Annotated in this window: 21 protein-coding genes; 19 read left to right on the plus strand and 2 right to left on the minus strand. The window is 72.6% G+C overall.

All coding sequences use genetic code 11. From position 1 onward, the window contains the following. The first annotated feature begins 3 nt into the window (after positions 1 to 3). From ACILRH_RS05220 to arr, 4 genes are all read left to right on the plus strand, one after another. On the plus strand, positions 4 to 2757 hold the full coding sequence (locus ACILRH_RS05220; RefSeq protein WP_395691335.1) for a LuxR C-terminal-related transcriptional regulator: 2754 nt from the start codon (positions 4 to 6) through the stop codon (positions 2755 to 2757). 99 nt (positions 2758 to 2856) lie between these two features. Beyond that, on the plus strand, positions 2857 to 3105 hold the full coding sequence (locus tag ACILRH_RS05225; protein WP_395691337.1) for a hypothetical protein: 249 nt from the start codon (positions 2857 to 2859) through the stop codon (positions 3103 to 3105). After that, positions 3102 to 3788, plus strand: coding sequence for a DUF2306 domain-containing protein (locus ACILRH_RS05230; protein ID WP_395691338.1), 687 nt, complete (start codon positions 3102 to 3104; stop codon positions 3786 to 3788). Before ACILRH_RS05225 ends, ACILRH_RS05230 begins: the two co-directional genes overlap by 4 nt. Beyond that, positions 3785 to 4192 carry an NAD(+)--rifampin ADP-ribosyltransferase gene (gene arr, locus ACILRH_RS05235; RefSeq protein WP_395691340.1) on the plus strand — a complete coding sequence of 136 codons (408 nt, stop codon included), beginning with the start codon at positions 3785 to 3787 and terminating at the stop codon, positions 4190 to 4192. The genes ACILRH_RS05230 and arr overlap by 4 nt, the downstream gene beginning before the upstream one ends. Positions 4193 to 4199: 7 nt before the next feature. Here the strand turns inward: arr and ACILRH_RS05240 are convergent, their stop codons facing one another. Further along, positions 4200 to 4631: a VOC family protein gene (locus tag ACILRH_RS05240; RefSeq protein WP_395691342.1), complete on the minus strand. Its 432-nt coding sequence runs from the start codon at positions 4629 to 4631 to the stop codon at positions 4200 to 4202. A gap of 103 nt (positions 4632 to 4734) precedes the next feature. Between ACILRH_RS05240 and ACILRH_RS05245 the strand changes: the two genes are divergently transcribed. The 7 genes from ACILRH_RS05245 to ACILRH_RS05275 all read left to right on the plus strand — a co-directional run bounded on the left by ACILRH_RS05245 (position 4735) and on the right by ACILRH_RS05275 (position 11024). Continuing rightward, the gene (locus tag ACILRH_RS05245) at positions 4735 to 5304 is read left to right on the plus strand and encodes a dihydrofolate reductase family protein (protein ID WP_395691343.1); all 570 of its coding nucleotides are present in this window, start codon (positions 4735 to 4737) and stop codon (positions 5302 to 5304) included. A gap of 236 nt (positions 5305 to 5540) precedes the next feature. Further along, complete coding sequence (locus ACILRH_RS05250) at positions 5541 to 5744, plus strand: cold-shock protein (RefSeq protein WP_395691345.1); 204 nt, start codon at positions 5541 to 5543, stop codon at positions 5742 to 5744. 192 nt (positions 5745 to 5936) lie between these two features. Next, the gene (locus ACILRH_RS05255) at positions 5937 to 6620 is read left to right on the plus strand and encodes a hypothetical protein (RefSeq protein ID WP_395691347.1); all 684 of its coding nucleotides are present in this window, start codon (positions 5937 to 5939) and stop codon (positions 6618 to 6620) included. Between the two features lie 66 nt (positions 6621 to 6686). Then, positions 6687 to 7766, plus strand: a complete 1080-nt coding sequence (locus ACILRH_RS05260) for a DUF2855 family protein (protein WP_395691348.1) — start codon at positions 6687 to 6689, stop codon at positions 7764 to 7766. A gap of 186 nt (positions 7767 to 7952) precedes the next feature. Continuing rightward, the gene (locus tag ACILRH_RS05265) at positions 7953 to 8471 is read left to right on the plus strand and encodes a hypothetical protein (protein ID WP_395691350.1); all 519 of its coding nucleotides are present in this window, start codon (positions 7953 to 7955) and stop codon (positions 8469 to 8471) included. Continuing rightward, on the plus strand, positions 8468 to 10222 hold the full coding sequence (locus ACILRH_RS05270) for a [FeFe] hydrogenase, group A (RefSeq protein WP_395691352.1): 1755 nt from the start codon (positions 8468 to 8470) through the stop codon (positions 10220 to 10222). The genes ACILRH_RS05265 and ACILRH_RS05270 overlap by 4 nt, the downstream gene beginning before the upstream one ends. A 277-nt stretch (positions 10223 to 10499) precedes the next feature. Beyond that, positions 10500 to 11024, plus strand: coding sequence for a hypothetical protein (locus ACILRH_RS05275; protein WP_395691353.1), 525 nt, complete (start codon positions 10500 to 10502; stop codon positions 11022 to 11024). A 148-nt stretch (positions 11025 to 11172) separates the two neighbouring features. Here the strand turns inward: ACILRH_RS05275 and ACILRH_RS05280 are convergent, their stop codons facing one another. Further along, on the minus strand, positions 11173 to 11814 hold the full coding sequence (locus tag ACILRH_RS05280) for a TetR/AcrR family transcriptional regulator (protein ID WP_395691354.1): 642 nt from the start codon (positions 11812 to 11814) through the stop codon (positions 11173 to 11175). Between the two features lie 156 nt (positions 11815 to 11970). Between ACILRH_RS05280 and ACILRH_RS05285 the strand changes: the two genes are divergently transcribed. Genes ACILRH_RS05285 through ACILRH_RS05320 form a run of 8 tightly spaced genes read left to right on the plus strand, consistent with a single transcriptional unit; the run spans position 11971 to position 21935 of the window. Then, positions 11971 to 13542 carry an ABC transporter substrate-binding protein gene (locus tag ACILRH_RS05285; RefSeq protein ID WP_395691355.1) on the plus strand — a complete coding sequence of 524 codons (1572 nt, stop codon included), beginning with the start codon at positions 11971 to 11973 and terminating at the stop codon, positions 13540 to 13542. A gap of 6 nt (positions 13543 to 13548) precedes the next feature. After that, the gene (locus ACILRH_RS05290) at positions 13549 to 14502 is read left to right on the plus strand and encodes an ABC transporter permease (RefSeq protein ID WP_395691356.1); all 954 of its coding nucleotides are present in this window, start codon (positions 13549 to 13551) and stop codon (positions 14500 to 14502) included. Continuing rightward, positions 14499 to 15344, plus strand: a complete 846-nt coding sequence (locus ACILRH_RS05295; protein WP_395691358.1) for an ABC transporter permease — start codon at positions 14499 to 14501, stop codon at positions 15342 to 15344. The genes ACILRH_RS05290 and ACILRH_RS05295 overlap by 4 nt, the downstream gene beginning before the upstream one ends. Continuing rightward, complete coding sequence (locus ACILRH_RS05300) at positions 15341 to 16315, plus strand: ABC transporter ATP-binding protein (protein ID WP_395691360.1); 975 nt, start codon at positions 15341 to 15343, stop codon at positions 16313 to 16315. The genes ACILRH_RS05295 and ACILRH_RS05300 overlap by 4 nt, the downstream gene beginning before the upstream one ends. After that, entirely contained in the window at positions 16312 to 17142 is an 831-nt protein-coding gene (locus tag ACILRH_RS05305; RefSeq protein ID WP_395691362.1) for an ATP-binding cassette domain-containing protein, read from the plus strand. The genes ACILRH_RS05300 and ACILRH_RS05305 overlap by 4 nt, the downstream gene beginning before the upstream one ends. Before the next feature lie 13 nt (positions 17143 to 17155). Continuing rightward, a complete protein-coding gene (locus tag ACILRH_RS05310; RefSeq protein ID WP_395691363.1) occupies positions 17156 to 19153 on the plus strand; it encodes a hydantoinase/oxoprolinase family protein in 1998 nt (665 codons plus the stop codon). Then, positions 19150 to 20760, plus strand: coding sequence for a hydantoinase B/oxoprolinase family protein (locus ACILRH_RS05315; RefSeq protein ID WP_395691365.1), 1611 nt, complete (start codon positions 19150 to 19152; stop codon positions 20758 to 20760). The genes ACILRH_RS05310 and ACILRH_RS05315 overlap by 4 nt, the downstream gene beginning before the upstream one ends. Continuing rightward, the gene (locus ACILRH_RS05320; protein WP_395691367.1) at positions 20757 to 21935 is read left to right on the plus strand and encodes an amidohydrolase family protein; all 1179 of its coding nucleotides are present in this window, start codon (positions 20757 to 20759) and stop codon (positions 21933 to 21935) included. Before ACILRH_RS05315 ends, ACILRH_RS05320 begins: the two co-directional genes overlap by 4 nt. The last annotated feature ends 109 nt before the right edge of the window (positions 21936 to 22044 follow it).

Below are 22044 nucleotides of genomic sequence, written 5' to 3' on the forward strand. Positions count from 1 at the left end.
CCCGTGGCCGACCCCGTGGTGGAGACCAAGCTGGTCCCGCCGCGCCCACGCCGGGACGCGGTCGCCCGCCCCCGGCTGGCCGCCTCGCTCGCGCGGGCCGAGGACTCCGCCGTCACCCTCGTCTCGGCGCCGGCCGGGTTCGGGAAGACCACGCTGCTGGCCGGGTGGCTGGCCGCCGTCGACCACCCGGTCGCCTGGGTCTCCCTGGACGAGCGGGACCGACGGCCGTCGTCGTTCTGGACCTACGTGCTGACCGCTCTCGACCGGGCGGTCCCGGGCTCGGCCGCCGCGGCGCTCACGCTCCTGGGCTCGGGTCGCTCGGACATCGAGGTCGTGCTCGCCGGCGTGGTCAACGAGCTCAGCGTCGACGCCGCGGAGGTCACCCTCGTCCTCGACGACTACCACCTGGCCGACGGTCCGGACGTGGCCGACGGCATGGGCTTCCTGGTCGACCACCTGCCGCCCCAGCTGCGGCTGGTCGTCAGCACCCGGGTCGACCCCGCGCTGCCGCTGCCGCGGCTGCGGGCGCGGGGCGAGCTGACCGAGATCCGGGCGAACGACCTGCGCTTCGACACCGACGAGGCCGCGGCGTACCTCAACGGGGCCAACGGCCTGGGCCTGCCGCCCGAGGCGCTCGCCACGCTCGAGGCGCGCACCGAGGGGTGGGCAGCCGCCCTCCAGCTCGCCGCTCTCTCCCTGCGCGACCGCGACCGCGCCGACGCGGCCGGCTTCATCGACCGCTTCGCCGGGGACGACCGGTTCGTCGTCGACTACCTCGTCGACGAGGTCCTGGACCGCCAGCCCGAGGACGTGCGCGGCTTCCTCCTCGACACCGCCGTCCTCGACCGGCTGACCGCGGGCCTGTGCGACGCGGTCCACGCCGGCGTGCCGGGCGGCGCGCGGCAGATGCTGGACGCCCTGGAGCGGCAGAACCTCTTCCTCGTGCCGCTGGACGACCACCGCACCTGGTACCGCTACCACCACCTCTTCGCCGACGTCCTGCGCGCCCACCTCGCCCAGACGCGACCCGGCGTCGCGGCCGAGCTGCACCGCCGGGCGAGCCGCTGGTTCGCCGAGCACGGCGACCTGGAGGAGGCCGTCCGGCACGCCCTGCGCGCGGGTGACTCCGCGACGGCCGCGGAGCTGGCCGAGGTCGCGATCCCGACCCTGAGTCGGGAGCGGCGCGAGGACGTGATCCGCGCCTGGGTGGACGAGCTGCCCGACGAGGTCGTCGGCGACCGGCCGGTGCTCGCGATCGGACTGGTCGGCGGGCTGATGTCCAGCAACGACTTCCCGCGGGTGGAGGGGCGCCTCCAGGAGCTCGAGCGGATGCTCGCCCGGCCGCGCGCCGAGCTGGTGGTCGTCGACCGGTCGCAGCTCCCCTCGATCCCGGCCAGGATCGAGATGTACCGGGCGGCTCTTGCGCTGGTCGCCGGCGACCCCGGCGCGACGATCGAGCGCGCCGGTCGGGCCGTGGCCGCCGCCCCGGAGGGTGACGACCTCACCCGCGCGGCCGCGTCGGCGCTCTCGGGCCTCGCGTCGTGGACGACCGGGGACGTCGTCGCCGCCCACGACGCGTACGTCGCCAGCGCGACCGGCCTCGAGCACGCCGGACACGTCGCCGACGTGCTCGGCTGCGCCCTCACCATCGCCGACATGGAGCTGGAGCTCGGCCGCCTGCGGGCCGCCGAGACGACGCTCCGCGACGCCCTCGCGCTCGCCGAGGCGCACCCGCCGGGCGATGCCGGGCGCGGGGGTGCTGCCCGGGTGCTGCGGGGCACCGCGGACATGCTCGTCGGGCTCAGTCGCGCCGCCTGGCACCGCGACGACCTGGCGGCGGCCGCCGACCTGCTCCGCCGCGCCGACGCACTCGGCGAGTCGGCCGGGCTGCCGCAGCACCCCTACCGCTGGCGGGTCGCGCTCGCCCGGCTCCGGGCCGCCGAGCACGACTGGGCGGTGGCTCTCGCCCTCCTCGACGATGCCGAGCGCGTGTACGTCGGCGACTTCTCCCCACCCGTCCACCCGATCCACGCCACCCGAGCGCGGGTGCTGGCCGCCTCGGGCGACGTCGACGCCGCGCTGGCCTGGGCGCGCGACCACGGGCTCGGTGTCCACGACGACCTCACCTACCTCGACGAGTACGCACACCTCACCCTGGCCAAGGTGCTGCTGGCCCAGCACCGGGCCACCCGCGGGTCGGCGCCGCTGCGGGACGCGGCGACACTGCTCGACCGGCTGCTCGCGGCGGCCGAGGCCGGGTCGCGCGACGGGGCGGTCATCGAGATCGAGGTGGTGCGGGCACTGACGCTGCAGGCCGGTGGCTCGGAGGAGCAGGCGCTCGCGGCGCTCGAGCACGCCGTGGAGCTCGCCGAGCCGGAGGGATGGAGCAGGTTCCTGGTCGACGCGGGCCCGGGGCTGGGCCGGGTCGTGGCCACCCTGGCCCGGCGACGGCCGTCGTCGGGCTACCTGCGGGACCTGGTGGCCCGCACGGCCGAGCCGGCCCGTACGCCGGCCGCGCCGACCGCCCCCGAGCCGACCGGCCTGCTGGACCCGCTCAGCGAGCGGGAGCTCGACGTCCTGCGGCTCCTCGGCTCAGACCTCGACGGTCCCGCCATCGCCCGCGAGCTGGTCGTCTCGCTCAACACGGTGCGCACCCACACCAAGCACATCTACACCAAGCTCGGCGTCAACAACCGGCGTGCCGCGATCGGTCGCGCCCTCCAACTCGGGCTGCTGACCGGCGGCAGCCGGGGCTGACGCGAAGATCACCACCCGGGTCACCACATGATGTGACGACTGCTCACCAGGCCCGTTCCTACCGTGCGGAGCACCGAGCCGAGCACGAGGAGCAGCGCCGTGGACACCCCGCACGCACCGACCAGCTACGAGATCCGCCTCCAGGGGCGTCTCGACGAGCGCTGGGCCGCGTGGTTCGACGGCATGACCGTCAGCCACGAGCCCGGCGGCGTCACCGTGCTGGCGGGTCCGGTCGCCGACCAGGCGGCCCTGCACGGCCTGCTCGCCCGGCTCCGCGACCTCGGGCTGCCCCTGGTGTCGGTGACCCCGGTGGGTCCGGCCGGCAGCGACGAGGGGCCGGGCCGATGAGCCGGGCGGCCGCCCTGGTCCCGGTGCCCCTGCTCGCGCTCAGCGTCGTCCCGCTGACGGCCGGGACGCTGCGGTTGGTCCAGCTGGCCGGCGGTCCGCAGGTGATGCCTGCCGACGACCGCTTCACCGGGTTCCCGGTGGCGCTGGTCGCGCACATCCTCGGCGCCGCGGTGTTCGCCGTCCTCGGGGCGTTCCAGCTCGTGCCGGGGTTCCGGCGCCGGCACCTGACGTGGCACCGTCGAGCCGGACGCGTCGTCGCGGTCGCCGGGCTGGTCGTCGCCGGCTCCGCGCTGTGGCTGACCGTCGGCTACGCCCCGGAGCCCGGGACCGGTGAGCTGCTGTTCGTGCTGAGGCTGGTGTTCGCGACCCTGATGGTCGTCGCGGTCGTCCTCGGCGTCCGCGCCGTCCGGGCGCACGACCTGGCCGCGCATCGGGCCTGGATGATCCGGGCCTACGCGATCGGCCTCGCCGCCGGCACCCAGGTCTTCACCGAGGGGGTCGGCGGAGCGGTCCTCGGCACCGGCGAGCTGGCCGGCGACCTCGCCAAGGGCGCCGGGTGGGCCCTCAACCTGGCCGTCGCCGAGTGGGTCGTCCGGCGACACCCGGCACCCCGGCCCGGTCAGGCGCGGCGGCCCGCCGTACCTGGGCCGGAACCGTCCCGAGCGCCTAGCCTGTCTCGGTGAGCGACGTGCTGGACGAGGGACCGTTCTTCCACGGGACGAAGGCCGACCTGCAGGTGGGGGAGCTCCTCACCGCGGGCTTCCGGTCGAACTACCGCCCCTCGATCGTGATGAACCACATCTACTTCACGGCGCTGGTCCGCGGCGCCGGCCTCGCCGCGGAGCTCGCGGCGGGGCAGGCGGAGCCGCGGGTCTACCTCGTCGAGCCGACCGGGGAGTTCGAGAACGACCCGAACGTCACGGACAAGAAGTTCCCCGGCAACCCGACCCGGTCCTATCGCAGCCGGGAGCCGATCCGGGTCGTCGGCGAGGTGACCGACTGGCCGCGCCTCACCCCCGAGGAGCTCCAGGCCTGGCGGGACCGGCTGGCGGTCATCGAGGAGCAGCGCGGCGAGATCATCAACTGACCCCGCGTCACCGGAGCGCCTGGGCGAGCATGACGATGATCCCGCTCGGCCCGCGCACGTAGGTCAGCCGGTAGACGTCCTCGTAGGTCGCGACGCCCCGCAGCGGGTGGCATCCGTGCCGTGCGGCGATCTCGAGCGCCTCGTCGAGGTCGTCGACCGAGAACGCCACGCGGTGCATCCCGATCTCGTTGGGCTGCGTGGGCTCGGTCTCGATCGCCTCGGGGTGGAGGTACTCGAAGAGCTCGAGGCGCCCCTGGCCGTCCGGTGTCTGCAGCATCGCGATCTTCGCGTGGTTGCCGTCGAGCCCCACCGCCGTGTCGGTCCACTCCCCACTGACCTCGTCCCGCCCGAGGACGGTGAGGCCGAGGTCGGTGAAGAAGGCGATGGTGGCCTCGAGGTCACGGACGGCGATGGCGACGTTCTCCAGCTTGATCGGCATCGCACGACGTTAACCCGTGTGCACCGATGAGGAGAGTCGTCGAGAGTGGTCTGAGCACACGTCAGGTGGACCAGGCTCTGCACACCGAGGGAGATCATCCGGGATGAGACCGCTGCGGTACTCGATCAACGTCACGCTCGACGGCTGCTGCCACCACGAGGCCGGGCCACCTCCCGACGAGGAGTCGATGCGCTACTGGACCGAGGCGATGCAGCGCGTCGATGGCCTGATCTTCGGGCGGGTGACCTACGAGCTGATGGAGTCCGCGTGGCGGCGGCCGGCCTCCGGGACCTGGCCCGACTGGATGGACGAGTCGGAGGTCCCGTTCGCCGAGACGATGGACCCCCTGAGGAAGGTCGTCGTGTCGAGCACGCTCGACGGCGTCGACTGGAACGCCGAGCTCCTCACCGGCGACCTCGGCCAGGCGGTCCAGGCGCTCAAGGACGAGCCGGGCGAGGGGCTCTTCGTCGGCGGTGTGACGCTGCCCCTGGCGCTGGCCGACCTGGGCCTGATCGACGAGTACGAGTTCCTCGTGCTGCCGACGCTGGCCGGCCACGGCCCCACGCTGCTGTCGGGCCTGCGTGAGCGGATCAGCCTCGAGCTCGTCGGCCGGCACGAGTTCCGCTCGGGGGCGGTGGCCCTGCGGTATCGCCCCGCGCAGCCGACGGCCTGACCGACTCCGTCCAACACCTCGGGCGCGGGGTCGTCCGTCACGAAGGCCGGGATCCGCGGCCGGTGCTCTACAGTGGTCGTGTTGAAGGGACGGCCTGCGAGTCGTCCTGGCCGCGCACGTAGTCGCGGCTCGTATCCCGTACTCCTGGTTTTCGGTTCGCTGGACATCAGCACGCATGGATGTCTTCAGCGGCTCGAGGGCATGCCGCTCTCAGCACCGAACAAAGGGAACAGATCATGGCTCAGGGCACCGTCAAGTGGTTCAACGCCGACAAGGGCTTCGGCTTCATCGCGCAGGACGGCGGCGGCGAGGACGTGTTCGTGCACTTCTCCGCCATCCAGTCCAGCGGCTACAAGTCGCTCGAGGACAACCAGAAGGTCGAGTTCGACCTCGCCCAGGGCCCCAAGGGTCCCCAGGCGGAGAACGTCCGCATCGCCTGACCTCAGACGAACGGCCCCGACCGCTGTGCGGTCGGGGCCGTTCGCGTCTGCGGTCCAGACCCCTCCGGCCGGTTCGGTCGACGGGTGGCGACGCCCGATCTGCAGCGGCTGCGGCAGGTAGCCCCGCGGTCCCGTCACCTGGAGGCCTTTCGTCCCTGGGGTGCACGGCCTCCTGGTGGTGTGCTCGACGGTATGAGGACGAGTCGATGGCTTCCGGCGGTCGTCGTGCTGGTCGGCGGGCTGCTGACGGGATGCGCCGCGGGCGCGAACCCGATGATGGCTCCGCAGCCCGGACCCGCTGCGGGTGCCGGCGCACACCGGATGATGGGTCACGCGGCCGGGCACGGCCCGATGGGCATGATGGGCTCGCGGGGCGTGGGCTGGAGAGCCAGCGGGCGGTTCACCTGCCAGCCTCCGGCAGACCTCCCGGGCACCGTCGTGCACGTCATGGTCGGCGACATGGGTGGCCGGCACTCGGGCGGCATGATGGGCCGGCAGCACCGCGGCTGGCCCATGATGGGTGCCGCGATGATGGGCGGGCACATGATGCTCCACGCCTTTCCCGCCACCGTCCCGGCCGGCCAGGTCAGCTTCGTGGTGGCCAACATGGGGACCAGGACGCACGAGATGGTCGTCCTGCCGCTCGCCAGGGGCCAGCAGGTCGGTGACCGGGCCGTGGGTGCCGACAGGCGTGTCGACGAGGCCGGGAGCCTGGGCGAGGCGTCCGCGAGCTGCGCTGCGGGCGAGGGCGAGGGCATCGAGCCCCGCGCCGTCGGCTGGGTCACCCTCGACCTCGCCCCCGGGCGGTACGAGGTCGTCTGCAACCTCCCCGGGCACTACGCCTCGGGCATGCGGCAGCTGCTGACGGTCTCCTAGCGGTCCCGCCGGTCCGTTGCGCCCGGTCGTCTGCGCAGGCGCTGCACCGCCACTAGGGTGACCGCCGTGGACCTCGAGGTGAGCCGGGCCGACGTACGCGAGACGCGGCTGGTGGACCAGCCCGTCCCCGAGCCGGCGGAGGGGCAGGCGCTGCTGCGGGTGGAGTCGTTCGGGCTGACCTCCAACAACATCACGTACGCCGTGTTCGGCGAGGCGATGCGCTACTGGGACTTCTTCCCCGCGTCCGACCCGGCCTGGGGGCGGGTGCCGGTGTGGGGGCACGCGCACGTGGTGCGGTCGCATCACCCCGACCTCGCGGAGGGGGCGCGGTTCTACGGCTACCTGCCGGCCGGCACCGACCTCCTGGTCACGCCGTCGCGGGTCACCGACCGGGGCTTCGTGGACGCATCGCCCCACCGCGCCGACCTGCCGGCGGCGTACCAGGCCTACCGGGACGTGCGGACCGACCCGATCCACGCGGACGACCTCGAGGCCGTGCAGGAGCTGTTCTTCCCGCTGTTCATCACCTCGTTCATCACCTCGTTCCTCGCCGACGACTTCCTCGCCGACGAGGGGCTGCTCGACGTCGACGCGGTGGTGCTGTCCAGCGCGTCGTCGAAGACCGCGCTCATCGCCGCCTACCTGCTGCCGCAGCGCGACGGGGTCCACGTCGTCGGCCTGACGTCGGGTGGCAACCGCGACTTCGTGACGGGCCTCGGCGTCTACGACACGGTGCTCGACTACGCCGAGACCGCGCAGCTGCCGGGGGAGCGCGCCGTCTACGTCGACTTCTCGGGGAGCGGGGAGGTCCGCCGCGACGTGCACACCCGGTACGGCGACGGCCTGGTCTTCAGCTCCGTCGTCGGCGCGACCCACTGGACCGAGATGGCGGCCGGGGGCGAGCGGCTCCCGGGCGCCCGGCCGACGTTCTTCTTCGCGCCCGACCGGGTCGTCAAGCGGACCGCGGACTGGGGGAGCGCGGCGCTCGACCAGACGGTCGCCGACTCCTGGCACCCGTTCGCCCGCTGGGCCTCGGAGTGGGTGCAGGTCGACCCGGTCTCGACGCCGGAGGGGCTGCGGACGGCGTACGTCGACCTGGTCGATGGTCGGATCGACCCGGCCGGAGGCACGATCGTCACCCTCTGAGGGGTCGGCCGGGACGGTCCGGACCCGCCCGCCCGATCCGTCGAGGTGCTGGTCCGCAGGCTCCACGGCGAGTGGCGTAGGACACGAGCACGAATCCGTGCCGACTGGTGACGATCGGCACTTCGACGCACGGGCCGGATCGGTCAGTCTGGAGACACAGGACGAGGCAGTGGGGGGAGGTACCCCGTGGCAGCCGTTGAGACCATCTCGTTGCGGCACTCCGTCGCCGTGTCGAACCTGTTCGTGCTCCTGCTGGGCGTCTCGCTCCTCGCGCCGCTGCTCAGGCTGCCCCAGCTCGTCACCGGGTCGATCGTCAACGCGGCCCTCCTGGTCGCTGCGGTGGTCCTGGGCCCACGTGCCGCGATCAGCATCGGCCTGCTGCCCAGTCTCTTCGCAGCCGTGTCCGGCCAGCTGCCCCCTCCGCTGGTGCCGTTGGTGCCGCTGATCGTCGTCGGCAATGCCCTCTTCGTGATGGTGTTCCACCTGGTCCGCCGGCGCGGCTGGTGGCTGGCGGTGGCGGCGGCCTCGGTCGTGAAGTCCGGCTGGCTGCTCGGGGCGACGACCCTGCTGATCATCACCACCGGTCTGCTCGCCGGACCCGCGGCTGGTGTCGCGCTCGGCGTGATGGGCTGGCCCCAGCTGGTCACCGCGATCTGCGGAGGGACGATCGCCTTCGCGGTCCTCAGGTCTTCGAGGCAGCGGTGAGCATCGAGGTCACGCTGGTCCGCGACGAGCGTGTGCCGGCCGGCCGGGTGACCGTCACGATTCCTGAGGGCGCAACGATCAAGCAGGCCGCAGACCTGGCCGGCGTCGACTGTCCGACCTTCTGCGCGCTGCGCGAGGTCCCCCCGGGCAGTGACCGGGCGCCGTGCTCGTCCGGCAGCTGTGGCCTGTGCCAGGTCGAGGTCCGGCGTGCCTCCGGCGAGACCGTCAGCGCGTACGCGTGCCGCTACCCGCTCACGGCGGATGAGGACGGTGCCGTGATCACGGTGCACAGCGCACGCCTGGACCGGGGCCGGGATGCGGCCGCGGCTTTCATCGCCCTGCAGCACCGGGCCTTCTGCGTCACCTGCCCCCTGGGGGCCGAGCAGTGCGAGCTGCGCGCGATGCTGGCCGGCCACGACCTGCGCCTCGATCGGTTCCCGCGCCCGGACCGCCGGCCCGAGCCACCGGACGAGAGCCACCCCGTGCTCGTCCTCCGGCCGGACAACTGCGTGCTCTGCCGCCGCTGCGAGACCATCTGCCCCGTCGGCGCGATCCAGTTCAGCGGGCGCGGTCACGACACCCGGGTCCTGATCGACCCCGATCGCTGCGTCAGCTGCGGGCAGTGCACCCAGGTGTGCCCGGCAGCGGCGATCGTCGAGAAGCCCGCGATCGAGCAGGTGCACCGGGCCCTCGCGGACCCGGACACGTTCGTCACCGTGCAGGTCGCCCCCGCGGTCCGGGTCGCCGTCGGGGAGGCCTTCGGCGTCGCGCCGGGCACCAACCTGATCGGGAACCTCTACGGCGCCCTCCGGCTCCTGGGCTTCGACGCCGTGTTCGACACCGACTTCTCGGCCGACCTGACCGTCGTCGAGGAGGCAGCCGAGCTGGTGGGCCGGCTCGACGGCCACGGTGCGCTGCCGATGATCACCAGCTGCTGCCCCGGCTGGGTCCGGTACGTCGAGATCTTCTGGCCGGACCTCCTCCCACACCTGTCCACCTGCAGGTCGCCGCAACAGATGCTCGGTGCGGTCACCAAGAGGTGGTGGGCCCACCAGGCCGGCCTGGACCCGTCGACCGTGGTGAGCGTGTCCGTGATGCCGTGCACCGCGAAGAAGCTCGAGGCCGGACGCGAGGAGATGGCCGACGGTGGGCTCCGCCACGTGGACCACGTGCTGACGACCCGCGAGCTGATCCGGATGCTGAAGGCCGCCGGTCTGCGCCTGCCCGACGTGCCCGAGGGCGCACCGACCCCGATGCTGTCCGAGAGCACCGGCGCCGGGGTGATCTTCGGGGCCACCGGGGGAGTGCTCGAGGCGACACTGCGCACCGTCCACGCCATGGTGACCGGCACCGAGCTGTCCGACCCCGAGGTGCGTGCCGTGCGCGGGACGGCCGGGATCCGCAGTGCCACCGTGGACCTCGCCGGACGGTCGATCGAGGTCGCCGCCGTCCATGGGCTGCACAACCTCCCACCCCTGCTGCAGCAGATCCGCGACGGGTCGACGCCGTACACCTTCATCGAGGTCATGGCCTGCCCGGGCGGGTGCGTCGGCGGCGGTGGGCAACCCCATGGCTTCGACATGACGGTCCGTCGAGAGCGGGCGGCCGGCCTGTTCACCACCGATGCCGACCTGCCCGTCCGGCGCTCCCACCAGAACACCGAGGTCGCCGCACTTCGCGCCGCGCTCACCGACGACGAACGGCGGCGGCTGCTGCACACCCGTTACCGCCCGCCCCATCGGTGTCGATGATCCGGGCCGCTCGCCAGCGCCAGCATCTAGGCTCGGTGGCAAGGACCTGACCGCTCCGTCATCGCCTGCCGGCGAAGGCGGTCGGGCCCACGGACCACGGGGGGACGCGGTGACAGCTATCCAGGCACGACCGAGACGACGGCACGCCCCGAGCGCGGCGCTGGCGACCGCCGCATGCGCGCTGCTGGTGGGTGGTCTGACCGGTGCGGGCACCGCATCGGCAGAAGCGAGACCTCACACCACCCTGGGGAGGTCCGACTTCCCGACCATCGGCGCCGTGGCCAAGCAGTACCCGCACTTCCGCGGCGGCAGCGTCGACCTGTTCCGGTCCAGCCGGCAGGCCACCGACCTCCCGTCGGCCGACTGCACCGGCTACGACACCTCCAGCGTGCGGGTGCAGCGCTCCCGGATCGCCGACTACCTCATGCGTGGCGGCGAGACCGCCTACTTCCACGGGCTCGCCGACCCGACCGTTGCGGTCTACCTGTATGCCACGCCTGCTGGCGCAGCGGGTGCCCTCACCGAGCTGCGTCACGAGCTCGGGCGCTGCTGGGGCACCCACGGTGACAGCAGCTACGCGGTCACCTACCAGTCGCGACCGATGCCGAAGCTCGGCGCCGACCGGCTGGCCTACCGCCGCACGACCCAGCAGGCCGGCATGGGCAAGGACTACGCCGCCGAGACCTGGGTGCGCGACGGGCGGTTCCTCGTCAACACGAGGGTCCAGCTCGACCCTGCCCCGCCTCGACTCCAGCCGTTGTACGGCCTGTCCCGTGCCGCGGTCGCCGCAGCCGGTCGCTGATTGACGGATCGGGCACGCACTCGCAGGGCAGGGGCGGGCCAGCGGTGTGTTGGCCACCGTTTCGTGCAGCCGATCGGTGGCTGAGTCACCGCTACGGGGCCAGCCGCCCGGATCTCGGCGGATCCGCCAGCTCGAGCGCCTGCTTCACCTAGGCGTGTGTCATGACGTCGTCGGCCACGAGGACGGCTTGGACGAGCTCGGTGAAGGCCCCGGTCGGGATCCCGAGCTCGTTCTCGACGACCGGTCCGACGATGGTCGCGAGCTCGTCTCGTCCGATCAGGTCGAGGATGTGCATCATCGCGACCATGCCGTCGAGCACGAGGATGATCCGCCATGCCGTGGCACGCGGGTCAGGGCAGGTGAACTGCTCCTGCTCGACACCCGCGCGGACGAGACCCTCGACGTGGGCGAGGTAGTCCTCGCTGAGCGCCTTGGCGCGCTCCCGCAGCTGCGAGTAGCGCCAGGCCGTGCTGAGCGCGTCGTTCCAGATGCGCTGGTCGGGCGAGAGGTTGGCGACGGTCAGGGCCAGGGCGACCTTGGGCGTGGCTCCGTCCGAGATCTCCTGCAGCTGCTTGAGCGAGGAGTCCGCCCACGAGCCGAAGGACTCGGCGAGGAGCTCGTCCATGCTGGGGAAGTAGTGGTGGATGAGCCCGGGCGCGACGCCGGCCTGCTCCGCCACGTCCCGGACGCTGATGGCGTCGAGCCCCTTGTCGGACCCGATGGCGATGACGGCATCGAGGATCTCGCGGCGACGGACGTCGGGCGACTTGCGCTTCTGAGCACCTGTCACGACTGATCCCTTCGTGCTGGTTGATCGTCCAACAACACTACTGCCTACGCGGAACACGGCCGGGGACTGACTTTCGGCGAACCGCTTGACACCCCGGTTCTCGTTCAGCACCATGACCATACCTGATATTGGTCGACCGTCCAATAAGGAGTCGTCGTGCGCAAGGTCCTGACGCGGAAGCGTGTTCTGGCAGCCCTGGTGGCCGTGGTGGCGACCACTGTCGTGGCCGGGTGCGGCGGCACCGCCGCGGATGCCCCGTCGTCCAGCGACGCCACCCCGACCGCCGGGGGAGACCTCGTGATCGTGCAGGGCAAGGGCACCAAGACCCTCGACCCGGTGGCAGCGGTCTCGCCGGAGGACATCGCACCGATGTACCAGCTCTACGACACGCTCTACCGCCTCTCCGCCGACGGTCAGGACCTGGAGCCGTCACTCGCGACCGCGGCGCCCACGACGTCTGCCGACGGCACCGAGCTGACGATCCAGCTGCGTGACGGCGCCACCTTCTCCGACGGCTCGCCGGTCACCGCCCAGGACGTGAAGTTCTCCCTCGACCGGGCCCGGAACGCGGACGGGGCCTTCTCCTTCCTCCTCGGCGCCATCACCAAGGTGGCCGCCCCGGACGACCGGACGGTGGTGATCACCACCAGCGAGCCGAGCGCGACGCTCGTCCCGGCCCTGGGCTCGTGGATCGCGTCGGTCCTGCCGGCCGACCTCGACGGCAAGACGGACAAGGACTTCTTCGCCGACCCGGTCGGGAGTGGTGCGTTCGGCCTCGACGAGTGGGACCGCGGTCAGTCGCTGCGGCTGACGAAGAACGACGACTACTGGCAGCCGGGCAAGCCGCTGCTCGACTCGGTCCAGTGGACGACCGTGCCCGACGCCAACACGCGGGTCTCCCAGGTCCAGAGCGGCCAGGCGGACGTCGCCAGCGACGTGCCCTTCTCCCAGGTCTCGTCCCTGCAGTCGGCTGCGGACGTCACCGCCGGCACCTTCCCGGCGGCCTACACGACGATGCTGATCTTCAACCAGGAGTACGGCCCGTTCGCCGACGTCCACGTCAGGAAGGCCATCGCCCAGGCCATCGACCGTGACGCGATCACGGAGAGCACGCTCTTCGGGGCAGGCGTCGCCGCGTGCTCGCTGGTCCCGCCGGCCATGCGGTTCGCGTCCGAGCCCGACTGCCCGACCTACGACGTCGACGCGGCCAAGGCCGAGCTCGCGAAGTCGGCCTACCCCGACGGCTTCGACGTCGAGCTCACGATCGACAACCTGCCGGAGTCCTCGACCGTGGCCCAGGCGGTCCAGTCCCAGCTCGCCGAGCTCGGGATCGACGTCAAGATCAAGGTCGTCGACTCCGGTGAGCTGTACACGGTCTACGGCCAGGAGGCCTACCAGATGGGTCTCGCCGCCTGGGCATCGGACATCGCCGACCCGGACGAGCAGCTCTCCTACATGCTCGATCCGGCCGCCGGTGGCAACGCCTACTACACGGGCTTCGACGACTCCGAGGTCAACCGGCTGATCCAGCAGGGCCGCACCACCCTCGACGACAGCGCCCGGGCGAAGGACTACGCCCAGGTGCAGCAGATCGTCGCCGACCAGGTCCCGCAGCTGCCCATCTCCCACCGCGAGAACGCCTACGTGTGGAACCGCGACCTCGCCCAGTTCGAGGTGAACCCCATGGGGATGATCGACCTGGCCAGCGTCGGGTACGCGCAGCAGTAGCCGACCATGGGCAGTCCGACATCGATCCACCGGTTGCTCCGTGCGCTGGTCGCGATCCTGCTGGTGGTCGTGGTGACGTTCCTGTTCGTCCACATCGTCCCGGGCGACCCGGCGCGAGCGATCCTCGGCCCCCAGGCCTCACCGGCCTCGGTCGCCGCGCTGCAGGACAAGCTGGGCCTCCACGACTCGCTGCCGACCCAGTTCGCCGACTACGTGTCCGGACTCGTCCGCGGTGACCTCGGGACCTCGGTCGCCCAGGACGTGCCGGTCACCACGCTGATGGCCGATCGCACGGCCCCGACGGTGGCGCTCATCGCGTATGCCGCGCTGCTGACCGTGCTCCTCACCGTCCCCGCCGCGGCCCTCGCGGCGCGCCGACCCGGGTCGGCCGTCGACCACGCGGTCCGCACCGTGCCGCTGCTCGGCCTCGGGCTGCCCGCGTTCTGGTTCGCGCTGGTGCTCATCCAGTTCTTCGCCGTCCGGCTCGGCTGGTTCCCGGCCGGCGGGTACGGCGACACCCCGCTCGAGCACCTCCACGCCCTGACCCTGCCGGCGCTGGTGACCGCGGTGTCGATCCTGCCGTTCACGATCCAGAGCCTCCGCGTCGCGATGATCGAGGCCCACGACGCCGACTACGTCGCCGCCGCCCGGGCACGGGGCGTGCCCTCGCGCCGGATCTTCACGCGCTACGTGTTCCGCAACGCCTGCATCCCGGCGGTGGTGGTCCTCGGCCTCAACATGGGCTGGCTGATCGGCAACACCCTGATCGTGGAGAAGGTCTTCGCGATCCCGGGCATCGGGTCGCTGCTCGTGGACTCGACCCTGTCGCGGGACTTCCCGGTCGTCCAGGGGCTCGCGCTGGTCATCGCCCTCCTGGTCATCGGGACCAACCTGCTCACCGAGGTCGCCCGGATCGGCCTCGACCCGCGACTGCGGATCGCGAAGGAGGCGATCCGATGAGCGCCGGCGTGGTGGCGGTCGCGCCGTACGAGCGGCGGCGGGGCTCCCGGCTCAACGCGACCCTCGTCGCTGCGCTCGTGCTCCTGGGGGTCATCGGGGTCGCGGTGCTCGTCGTCCCCTTCTTCCTGCCCTCGCCCACCCAGCAGGACCTCGCCGACATCCTGGCGCCTCCGTCGCGCGGGGCGCCGCTGGGCACCGACCAGCTCGGGCGCGACGTCCTGGCCCGGGTGCTGGCCGCGATGCGGCTCGACATCGCGATCGGTGTGGCCGCGCTCGTGGTGCCCTTCCTCCTGGGGTCCGTGCTCGGTGCGCTGGCCGCGTGGCGGCGCGGCTGGCTCGACGAGGTGGTGGGCGTCGTCGGTGACGTCGTCCAGGCGTTCCCCTACTACCTGTTCATCCTGGTCCTCGCGTTCTTCCTCGGGGCGGGCGTGCCGAGCATCTTCGTCGCCGTCGCCGCCATCGCCTGGGTGTCCTACATGCGCATCGTCCGGGCCGAGGTGCAGTCGGCGATGCGGCAGGACTACGTGCAGGCCGCCGTCGGCGCCGGCTACTCCGAGCGCCGCGTGCTCCTGCGGCACGTGCTCCCGAACGTCTTCCGCCAGCCCCTGACCTACGCCGTCACCGACGTGGTCGTGGTGATCGTCAGCACGGCCACGTTGAGCTACCTCGGGGTCGGCGTGACCCCGCCGACGCCCGAGCTCGGCGCGATGGTCGCCGACGGCCAGCAGTTCGCGACCGTCCGCCCGCTCCTGACCCTGGCCCCCGGGTTCGCCATCGTGGTCATCGGGGCCGCGCTGGCGCTGCTGGGCAACGGTCTCTCGCGACAGCTGGACGAGTCATGACCGCGCCGGCGCCGCTGCTCGAGGTCACCGGTCTCACCGTCGAGATCGACGGTCCGGACGGGCCGACCTACCCGGTGCAGGACGTCTCGGTGCGCGTCGGGCAGGGGGAGGTCGTCGGGGTCGTCGGCGAGTCGGGTTGCGGCAAGAGCACCTTGCTCCGCGCGATCGCCGGCGTGCTGCCGCGTGGCCTCACGCCGGTCGCCGGCGAGATCAGGCTGGACGGTCGCTCCATCGACCGCCGGTCCGGTGCGGTCGCCATGATCTTCCAGGACCCGATGACAGGACTGAACCCGGTGATGACGGTCGGCGCCCACGTCACCGAGGTGCCCCGACGACGCGACGGCCTCGGCAAGGCGGAGGCGCGCGACCTCGCGGTCCACCTGCTGCGCGAGGTCGGGATCGAGGACGCCGAGGACCGCCTCGGGGCGTACCCCCACCAGCTCTCCGGTGGCCTGCGGCAGCGGGTGCTCATCGCTGCGGCCCTGTCGGGCGACCCCGAGCTCCTGATCTGCGACGAGCCGACGACGGCGCTCGACGTCACGGTCCAGGCGCGGTTCATCGCCCTCCTGCGCCGCATCGTCGCCGACCGCGGCATCGGCATCCTCTACGTCACCCACGACCTCCCGCTCCTGGGCACGATGTGCGACCGCATCAACGTCATGTACGCCGGCCAGGTGGTCGAGCGCGGCGCCACCGCGGACGTGCTGCAGAGCCCGACCCATCCCTACACCGCGGCGCTGCTCGCGGCGGCACCGCGCCTGGACGCCCGTGCGCACGCGCTGGCGAGCATCGCCGGCCACCCACCGCGGCTGACGGCCGACCTCAGCGGCTGCCGGTTCGCCCCCCGGTGCGCCTACGCCGCCGATGGCTGCTCGAGCGCCCGCGGGCTTGGCGCCGAGACCCTTGGGCACCAGTCGGCCTGCGTGCGAGCCACGGAGCTCGTCCCGCTGACGGACCGGGGTGCGTCATGAGCGTGGTGGAGGTGCGGGGACTCCGGGTCGAGTACGACCAGGGCGGGCGCCGGCGCGGCTCGTCCCCGTCGTCCCGACTGGCGGTGCAGGACGTCGACCTCACGCTCGATCGCGGGGAGATCCTGGGGATCGTCGGCGAGTCCGGCTCGGGCAAGACCTCGATCGCCCGCTGCGTCGCGGGCTACCAGACCGCGACCTCCGGGACCGTCTCGGTCGACGGGCAGGTGTTGACCGCGCGCCGCGACCAGCGCGACCGGCGGCGGGTGCAGATGATCTTCCAGGATCCCTACTCCTCGCTGAACCCCGCGATGACCCTGCGCCAGGCGCTGCGCGAGCCCATCGCCGTGCACGCCCTGCGACCCGGGCCGGAGGTCGACCAGCGGGTCGAGGAGCTGATGACCCTCGTCGGGCTGGACCTGGTGCACCTCGACGCGAAGCCGCGCCGCCTCTCCGGCGGCCAGCGCCAGCGGGCCAGCATCGCCCGGGCCTTGGCGTTGGAGCCGGAGGTGCTGGTCGCCGACGAGCCCGTCTCCGCCCTGGACGTGTCGGTGCAGGCCGTGATCCTCAACCTGCTCGCCGACCTGCGCTCGACCCTCGACATGTCGATCCTCTTCATCTCCCACGACATGTCGGTCGTCGCACACCTCTGCGACCGGGTCGCGGTGATGACCAGCGGCCGCATCGTCGAGACCGGTCCGGTCGACGACGTCTTCCGCTCCCCCCAGCACCCCTACACCCAGGAGCTCCTGGCCGCGGTCCCTCCACACCCGTGGAGCGCGGCCGGTGGAGCCGACACACCCATGCCCACCTCCACGTCCGACCACTGAAAGGGACGCCCCCATGCGAGTCGCCATCGACGCCGGTGGCACGTTCACCGATGTCGCGATCATCGACGATGCCGGCCACCTCTCCTCCCACAAGGTGCTCAGCCACCCGGAGGACCCCGCGATGGGCATGCTCCACGCCCTCGACGAGAGCGTGCGGGTCGAGGACGCCTCGGCCGTCGTCAACGGCACGACGGCCGGGCTCAACGCGGTGCTCGCGCGCACCGGCGCCCGGGTCCTGGTGGTCACCACGGCCGGCTTCACCGACGTGGTCAGCATCGGGCGGGCCCACCGGGTCGACGTCTGGGAGCTGCGCTACCCGCACCCCGAGCACCTGGTCACCCCCGACGACATCTGCGCGGTCGACGAGCGGGTGCTGGCCGACGGCACGGTCGAGCGCCCCCTGTCGGTCGAGGACCTGCAGGTGGTCTCGGCGCGGATCGCCGCCGAGGGGATCCGGTCGGTGGCCGTCTGCCTCATCCACGCCACCAGCAACCCGGCCCACGAGCGCGCGGTGCGTGACTTCCTCACCGCCGAGCACCCCGGGCTGAAGATCTCGGTGTCGCACGAGGTCGCCCCCGAGGTGGGCGAGTTCGAGCGGTTCTCCAGCACCATCGTGAACGCGTACGTCGCCACCACCGTCGGCGAGTACCTCTCCCGGGTCACCGAGGGTCTGACCTCCCGTGGCTACGACCGGCCGCTCCTCGTGATGCGCTCGAGCGGCGGCGTGACCTCCGCCGAGAGCGCCCAGCGCCGACCGATGCAGACGCTGCTGTCGGGCCCGGCGGGCGGGGTGATCGGCGCCCAGGCGATCGCCCGCCACCTGGGCCGCTCCCACCTGCTGGCCCTGGACATGGGTGGCACCTCGCTGGACGCGAGCGTGATCGTCGACCAGCGCCTCGGCGTACGCGCGGACCTCGACATCGCCGGGATCCCCGTGCTGATGCCGGTGGTCGACCTGGTCACCGTGTCGGCGGGTGGGGGATCCATCGCCTGGGCGCAGCACGGCGCGCTGCACGTCGGACCCCAGAGTGCCGGGGGCTCGCCGGGACCGGCCTGCTACGGCCTGGGCGGCACGCAACCGACGGTCACCGACGCCAACGTCGTCCTCGGTCGGCTCGGCCACTCCGCCCTCGCCAACGACGCGATCTCCCTGGACCGGCACGCGGCCGTCGAGGCCCTGGGCCCGTTGGCCGCCGAGCTCGGGCTCACGGTCGAGGCGCTGGCGCAGGCCATCGTCGACATCACGGACGCGCGGATGTCCGACGCGCTGCGCACGCTGACCGTGCGCCGCGGCCACGACCCGCGCGACTTCGCGATCCTCGCCTTCGGTGGCGCCGGCCCGCTGCACGCGGCCGCGCTGGCCGACGAGCTGGGGATCACGTCGGTCGTCGTCCCGCCGGCCGCCGGCGTCTTCTCCGCCTGGGGCATGCTGCACGCCCCGGTGCGCCACGACCTCTCCGAGCCGCTGCTGGTCGCGACGGGCGATCTCGCCGACGCCGACCTCGAGGAGGTGCACGCCCGCCTGGTCGCCACCGCGCGCGACCTGGTCGCCACCGACGGCGTCGACCCGGACGCCGCGGACTACATCGCCTCCGTGGACATGCGCTACGCCGGGCAGCAGTTCAGCATCGGTGTCGAGCTGCCGGTGGGGTCGCCCGTCGGGGCGTGGGACAAGCTCTTCCGCGAGCGCTACGAGAGGACCCACGGGACGGTGGCGGGCCACCCGGCCACGGAGTTCGTCAATGCTCGGCTGACGGCCGTGGGCCCCGACGTCGGTGGGTACGCCGCCGCCGAGCAGCTCCCCGAGAGCGTCGCGACGACCGGCACGGTCATCCACGACGGCCACCCGGTCGAGGCGGTCCTCTGCAACCGCGGCCTCCTCGGCGAGCGCAGCGACGGTCCCGCCGTGGTGAGCGACCCCGGCTCGACCATCTACGTCCCCCCCGGGTGGTCGGCGGCCGCCGGCCCGATGGGCACCGTGCTGCTGAGCAGGATCGAGGAGCGACCGTGACCAAGCCGGACCCCGCCACCCTGGAGATCATCCGCAACCGGCTGCTGGCGGCCGCCGAGGACATGCGCGTGACGCTGGTGCGCTCGGCGTACACGCCGACCATCTACGAGAGCGAGGACTGCGCGATCGGCCTCCTGGACCGCAACGCCGAGGTGATCGCCCTCTCGACGGGACTGCCCATCTTCCTCGGCAACCTCGGGCAGGCCGTGGTCGAGTCGGTCAAGCTGCGCGGTGGCCCCCAGTCGATGCGCCCGGGCGACGTCTACCTGCTCAACGACGCCTACCTGCAGGGCGCCCACATGCAGGACTGCACGTCGTTCGCCCCGATCTTCGCCGGCACCGAGCTCATCGGGTACGCCGTCGCGCGGGCCCACATGGTCGACCTCGGCAGCAACGAGCCCGGTGGTGGCATGGCGTCCACGAGCATCTTCCACGAGGGCCTGCGTCTGGGTCCCGTGCGGATCTTCGCCGACGACCAGCCGTGCGAGGACATGTTCGACGTGCTGCGCCGCAACACCCGCAGCAAGGACGAGCTCGTCGGCGACGTGCTCGCCATGGCCGCCGCCGTCCGTGCGGGGTCGTCGCGGCTGGGGGAGATCGTCGAGCGCTGGGGCATGGAGACCTTCGACGCGGCGTGCGCCGCGATCTTCGAGTACAGCGAGCAGGAGACGCGGGCGGCGATCCGGGCCATCCCGGACGGCACGTACCTCGCCTCGGGGGCCATGGACGACGACGGGATCGACGTCGGGGTGCCCGTCGTCATCTCGGTCGCCGTCACGGTCGCGGGCGATGAGATCAGTGTGGACCTGGCCGGGACCGGCCCGATCGTGCGGGGTGCGATCAACTGCGGGGTCGCGCAGACGGTCTCGTCGGTCCGGGTGGCGCTGCGGCTCCTCATCGGGGGGAGCCGGCCGCCCGACGGCGGGACCTTCCGGCCGGTGTCGGTGACCGTGCCGCGGGGTTGCTTCCTCTACGCCGAGGAGCCGGCCGCGTGCGGCAACTACGCAGCGTCGGCCGTGCTGCTGATGGACCTGGTGATGCGGGCGCTCGCCGACGCGGTGCCGGAGCGCGCCTGTGCCGGACAGTACGGCGACACGATCAGCGAGATGGTGTGGACCGACTCCTCGGGCAAGCACCTGATGCTCGGTGAGGCGCATGCCGGCGGGTGGGGCGCGGGGGAGGGCTACCACGGTGCCGACGCGACGATCGACCTGACGAACGGTCAGTTCCGCAACTTCTCCGTCGAGCTCCTGGAGTCGCGCTACCCGGTGGTGATCGAGGAGTACGGCTACCGCGAGGGCTCGGCCGGCGCGGGTCGCTTCCGCGGCGGCCGCGGCATCGTCCGCCGCTACCGGCTCGAGGAGCCGGCGCTCCTCTATCTGTGGATGGACCGCGTGCACACGCCGCCGTGGGGCCTGGACGGCGGGCAGGACGGCGCGACGGCGTTCGCCCGGCTGCGCACGGCGGACGGGGTCGAGGACGTCCTCAAGTGCGAGGGGCGCCAGCTGCAGGCCGGCGACGAGGTGACGATCTACACCGCGGGTGGCGGCGGGTACGGCGCACCGGTCGCAGAGCCCACGGTGGCGGCGACGGGCTCGGCCCGATGACGACCACGACCCTGCTGGCGAACGCTCAGGTGATCACGGGTCTCGACGACGACCCGGTCCCCTCCGGCTCGGTGCTCGTGCAGGACGGGCTGGTGCGCGCCGTCGGGCCCGGGGTCGAGGCGCCGGGCGACGCGGTGGTCATCGACTGCACCGGCAAGACCGTCCTTCCCGGGCTGGTCGACTGCCACGAGCACCTCCTGGGTCGGAGCCGGTACGCCGAGGGGACCGGTGACGTCGACGAGCCGGACGCGACCTGGGCCGTGGTGGTCGCGCACCACGCCCGGCGCTGCCTGGACCAGGGCATCACCACGGTGCGGGTGCCGGGCTCGCGTCACGCCATCGACCTCGCCGTACGCCGTGCGGTGGACGAGGGCTTCCTGGTCGCACCCCGGATGATCTGCGCCGGGGAGGCGATCACGATGACCGGCGGCCACGGGACGGGCGCGGGTGTCGAGGCCGACGGTCCGGCCGAGTGCTCGAAGGCGGCTCGTGCCCAGCTGGCGAAGGGCGCGGACTTCATCAAGGTGATGGCGAGCGGCGGGGTGGGGACCGTCCGGGTCGGCGAGGACCCGACCCATCCCGAGCTGGACGTCGAGGAGATGGCGGCCGTCGTCGCGGTGGCGCGCGCCGCCCGGAAGTACGTGACGGCCCATGCCGACGGGGTGGAAGGCATCGAGAACGCGCTTCGTGCCGGGGTCACCTGCATCGAGCACGGGATCTACCTGACCGCCGAGCAGGCCGCCGACATGGCGGACCGCGACGTCCGCCTGGTCCCCACCCTCTCCACGATGGTCAACATCGCTCGCCGCGGACCGGAGTGGGGGCTCCCGCCCGAGTGGTCGCGCATCGCCGAGGGCATCCTCGAGGTCCACCGCGACTCCTTCCAGCACGCTCTCGACGCGGGGGTCGTGTTCGGCACCGGCACGGACGGCTACGGCGACATGGTCGACGAGATCATCGAGTTCACGACGTACGGCCTCTCGCCGATGCGCGCGTTGCAGGCGGCCACCCGGGACGCCGCCCGGATCGCCATGCCGGGCGCGGACTTCGGGGTCCTGGCGGTCGATCGTCCGGCCGACATCCTCGTGGTGAACGGCGACCCGCTCGCGGACCTGGCACATCTGCGGGAGGTGGCGCTGGTCATGACCGCTGGGCGCCTGGTGCGGGTGGGATGAGTTGCCAGCCGGCCCGCCGCCGTGCAGGAGGCCGGAACATCGCCTGGCCGGGGTTCGTCGGCTTGTTCTCGTTCGACGCCCCTAGGCCTGGCGTCGGTGTCGCTGTCAC

The sequence above is a fragment of the Nocardioides sp. genome (assembly GCF_044226765.1).
In the GTDB taxonomy this organism is placed as follows: Bacteria; Actinomycetota; Actinomycetes; order Propionibacteriales; family Nocardioidaceae; genus Nocardioides.

Bases quoted from the DNA above. Each gene is read 5' to 3' on its own strand.
- ACILRH_RS05250 (WP_395691345.1), top strand. From the start codon at position 5,541: ATGGCTCAGGGCACCGTCAAGTGGTTCAACGCCGACAAGGGCTTCGGC.
- ACILRH_RS05290 (WP_395691356.1), top strand. From the start codon at position 13,549: ATGGGCAGTCCGACATCGATCCACCGGTTGCTCCGTGCGCTGGTCGCG.
- ACILRH_RS05310 (WP_395691363.1), top strand. From the start codon at position 17,156: ATGCGAGTCGCCATCGACGCCGGTGGCACGTTCACCGATGTCGCGATC.
- ACILRH_RS05240 (WP_395691342.1), bottom strand. From the start codon at position 4,631: ATGCCGATCAAGCTGGAGAACGTCGCCATCGCCGTCCGTGACCTCGAG.
- ACILRH_RS05305 (WP_395691362.1), top strand. From the start codon at position 16,312: ATGAGCGTGGTGGAGGTGCGGGGACTCCGGGTCGAGTACGACCAGGGC.
- ACILRH_RS05300 (WP_395691360.1), top strand. From the start codon at position 15,341: ATGACCGCGCCGGCGCCGCTGCTCGAGGTCACCGGTCTCACCGTCGAG.
- ACILRH_RS05255 (WP_395691347.1), top strand. From the start codon at position 5,937: ATGAGGACGAGTCGATGGCTTCCGGCGGTCGTCGTGCTGGTCGGCGGG.
- ACILRH_RS05245 (WP_395691343.1), top strand. From the start codon at position 4,735: ATGAGACCGCTGCGGTACTCGATCAACGTCACGCTCGACGGCTGCTGC.
- ACILRH_RS05320 (WP_395691367.1), top strand. From the start codon at position 20,757: ATGACGACCACGACCCTGCTGGCGAACGCTCAGGTGATCACGGGTCTC.
- ACILRH_RS05295 (WP_395691358.1), top strand. From the start codon at position 14,499: ATGAGCGCCGGCGTGGTGGCGGTCGCGCCGTACGAGCGGCGGCGGGGC.
- ACILRH_RS05230 (WP_395691338.1), top strand. From the start codon at position 3,102: ATGAGCCGGGCGGCCGCCCTGGTCCCGGTGCCCCTGCTCGCGCTCAGC.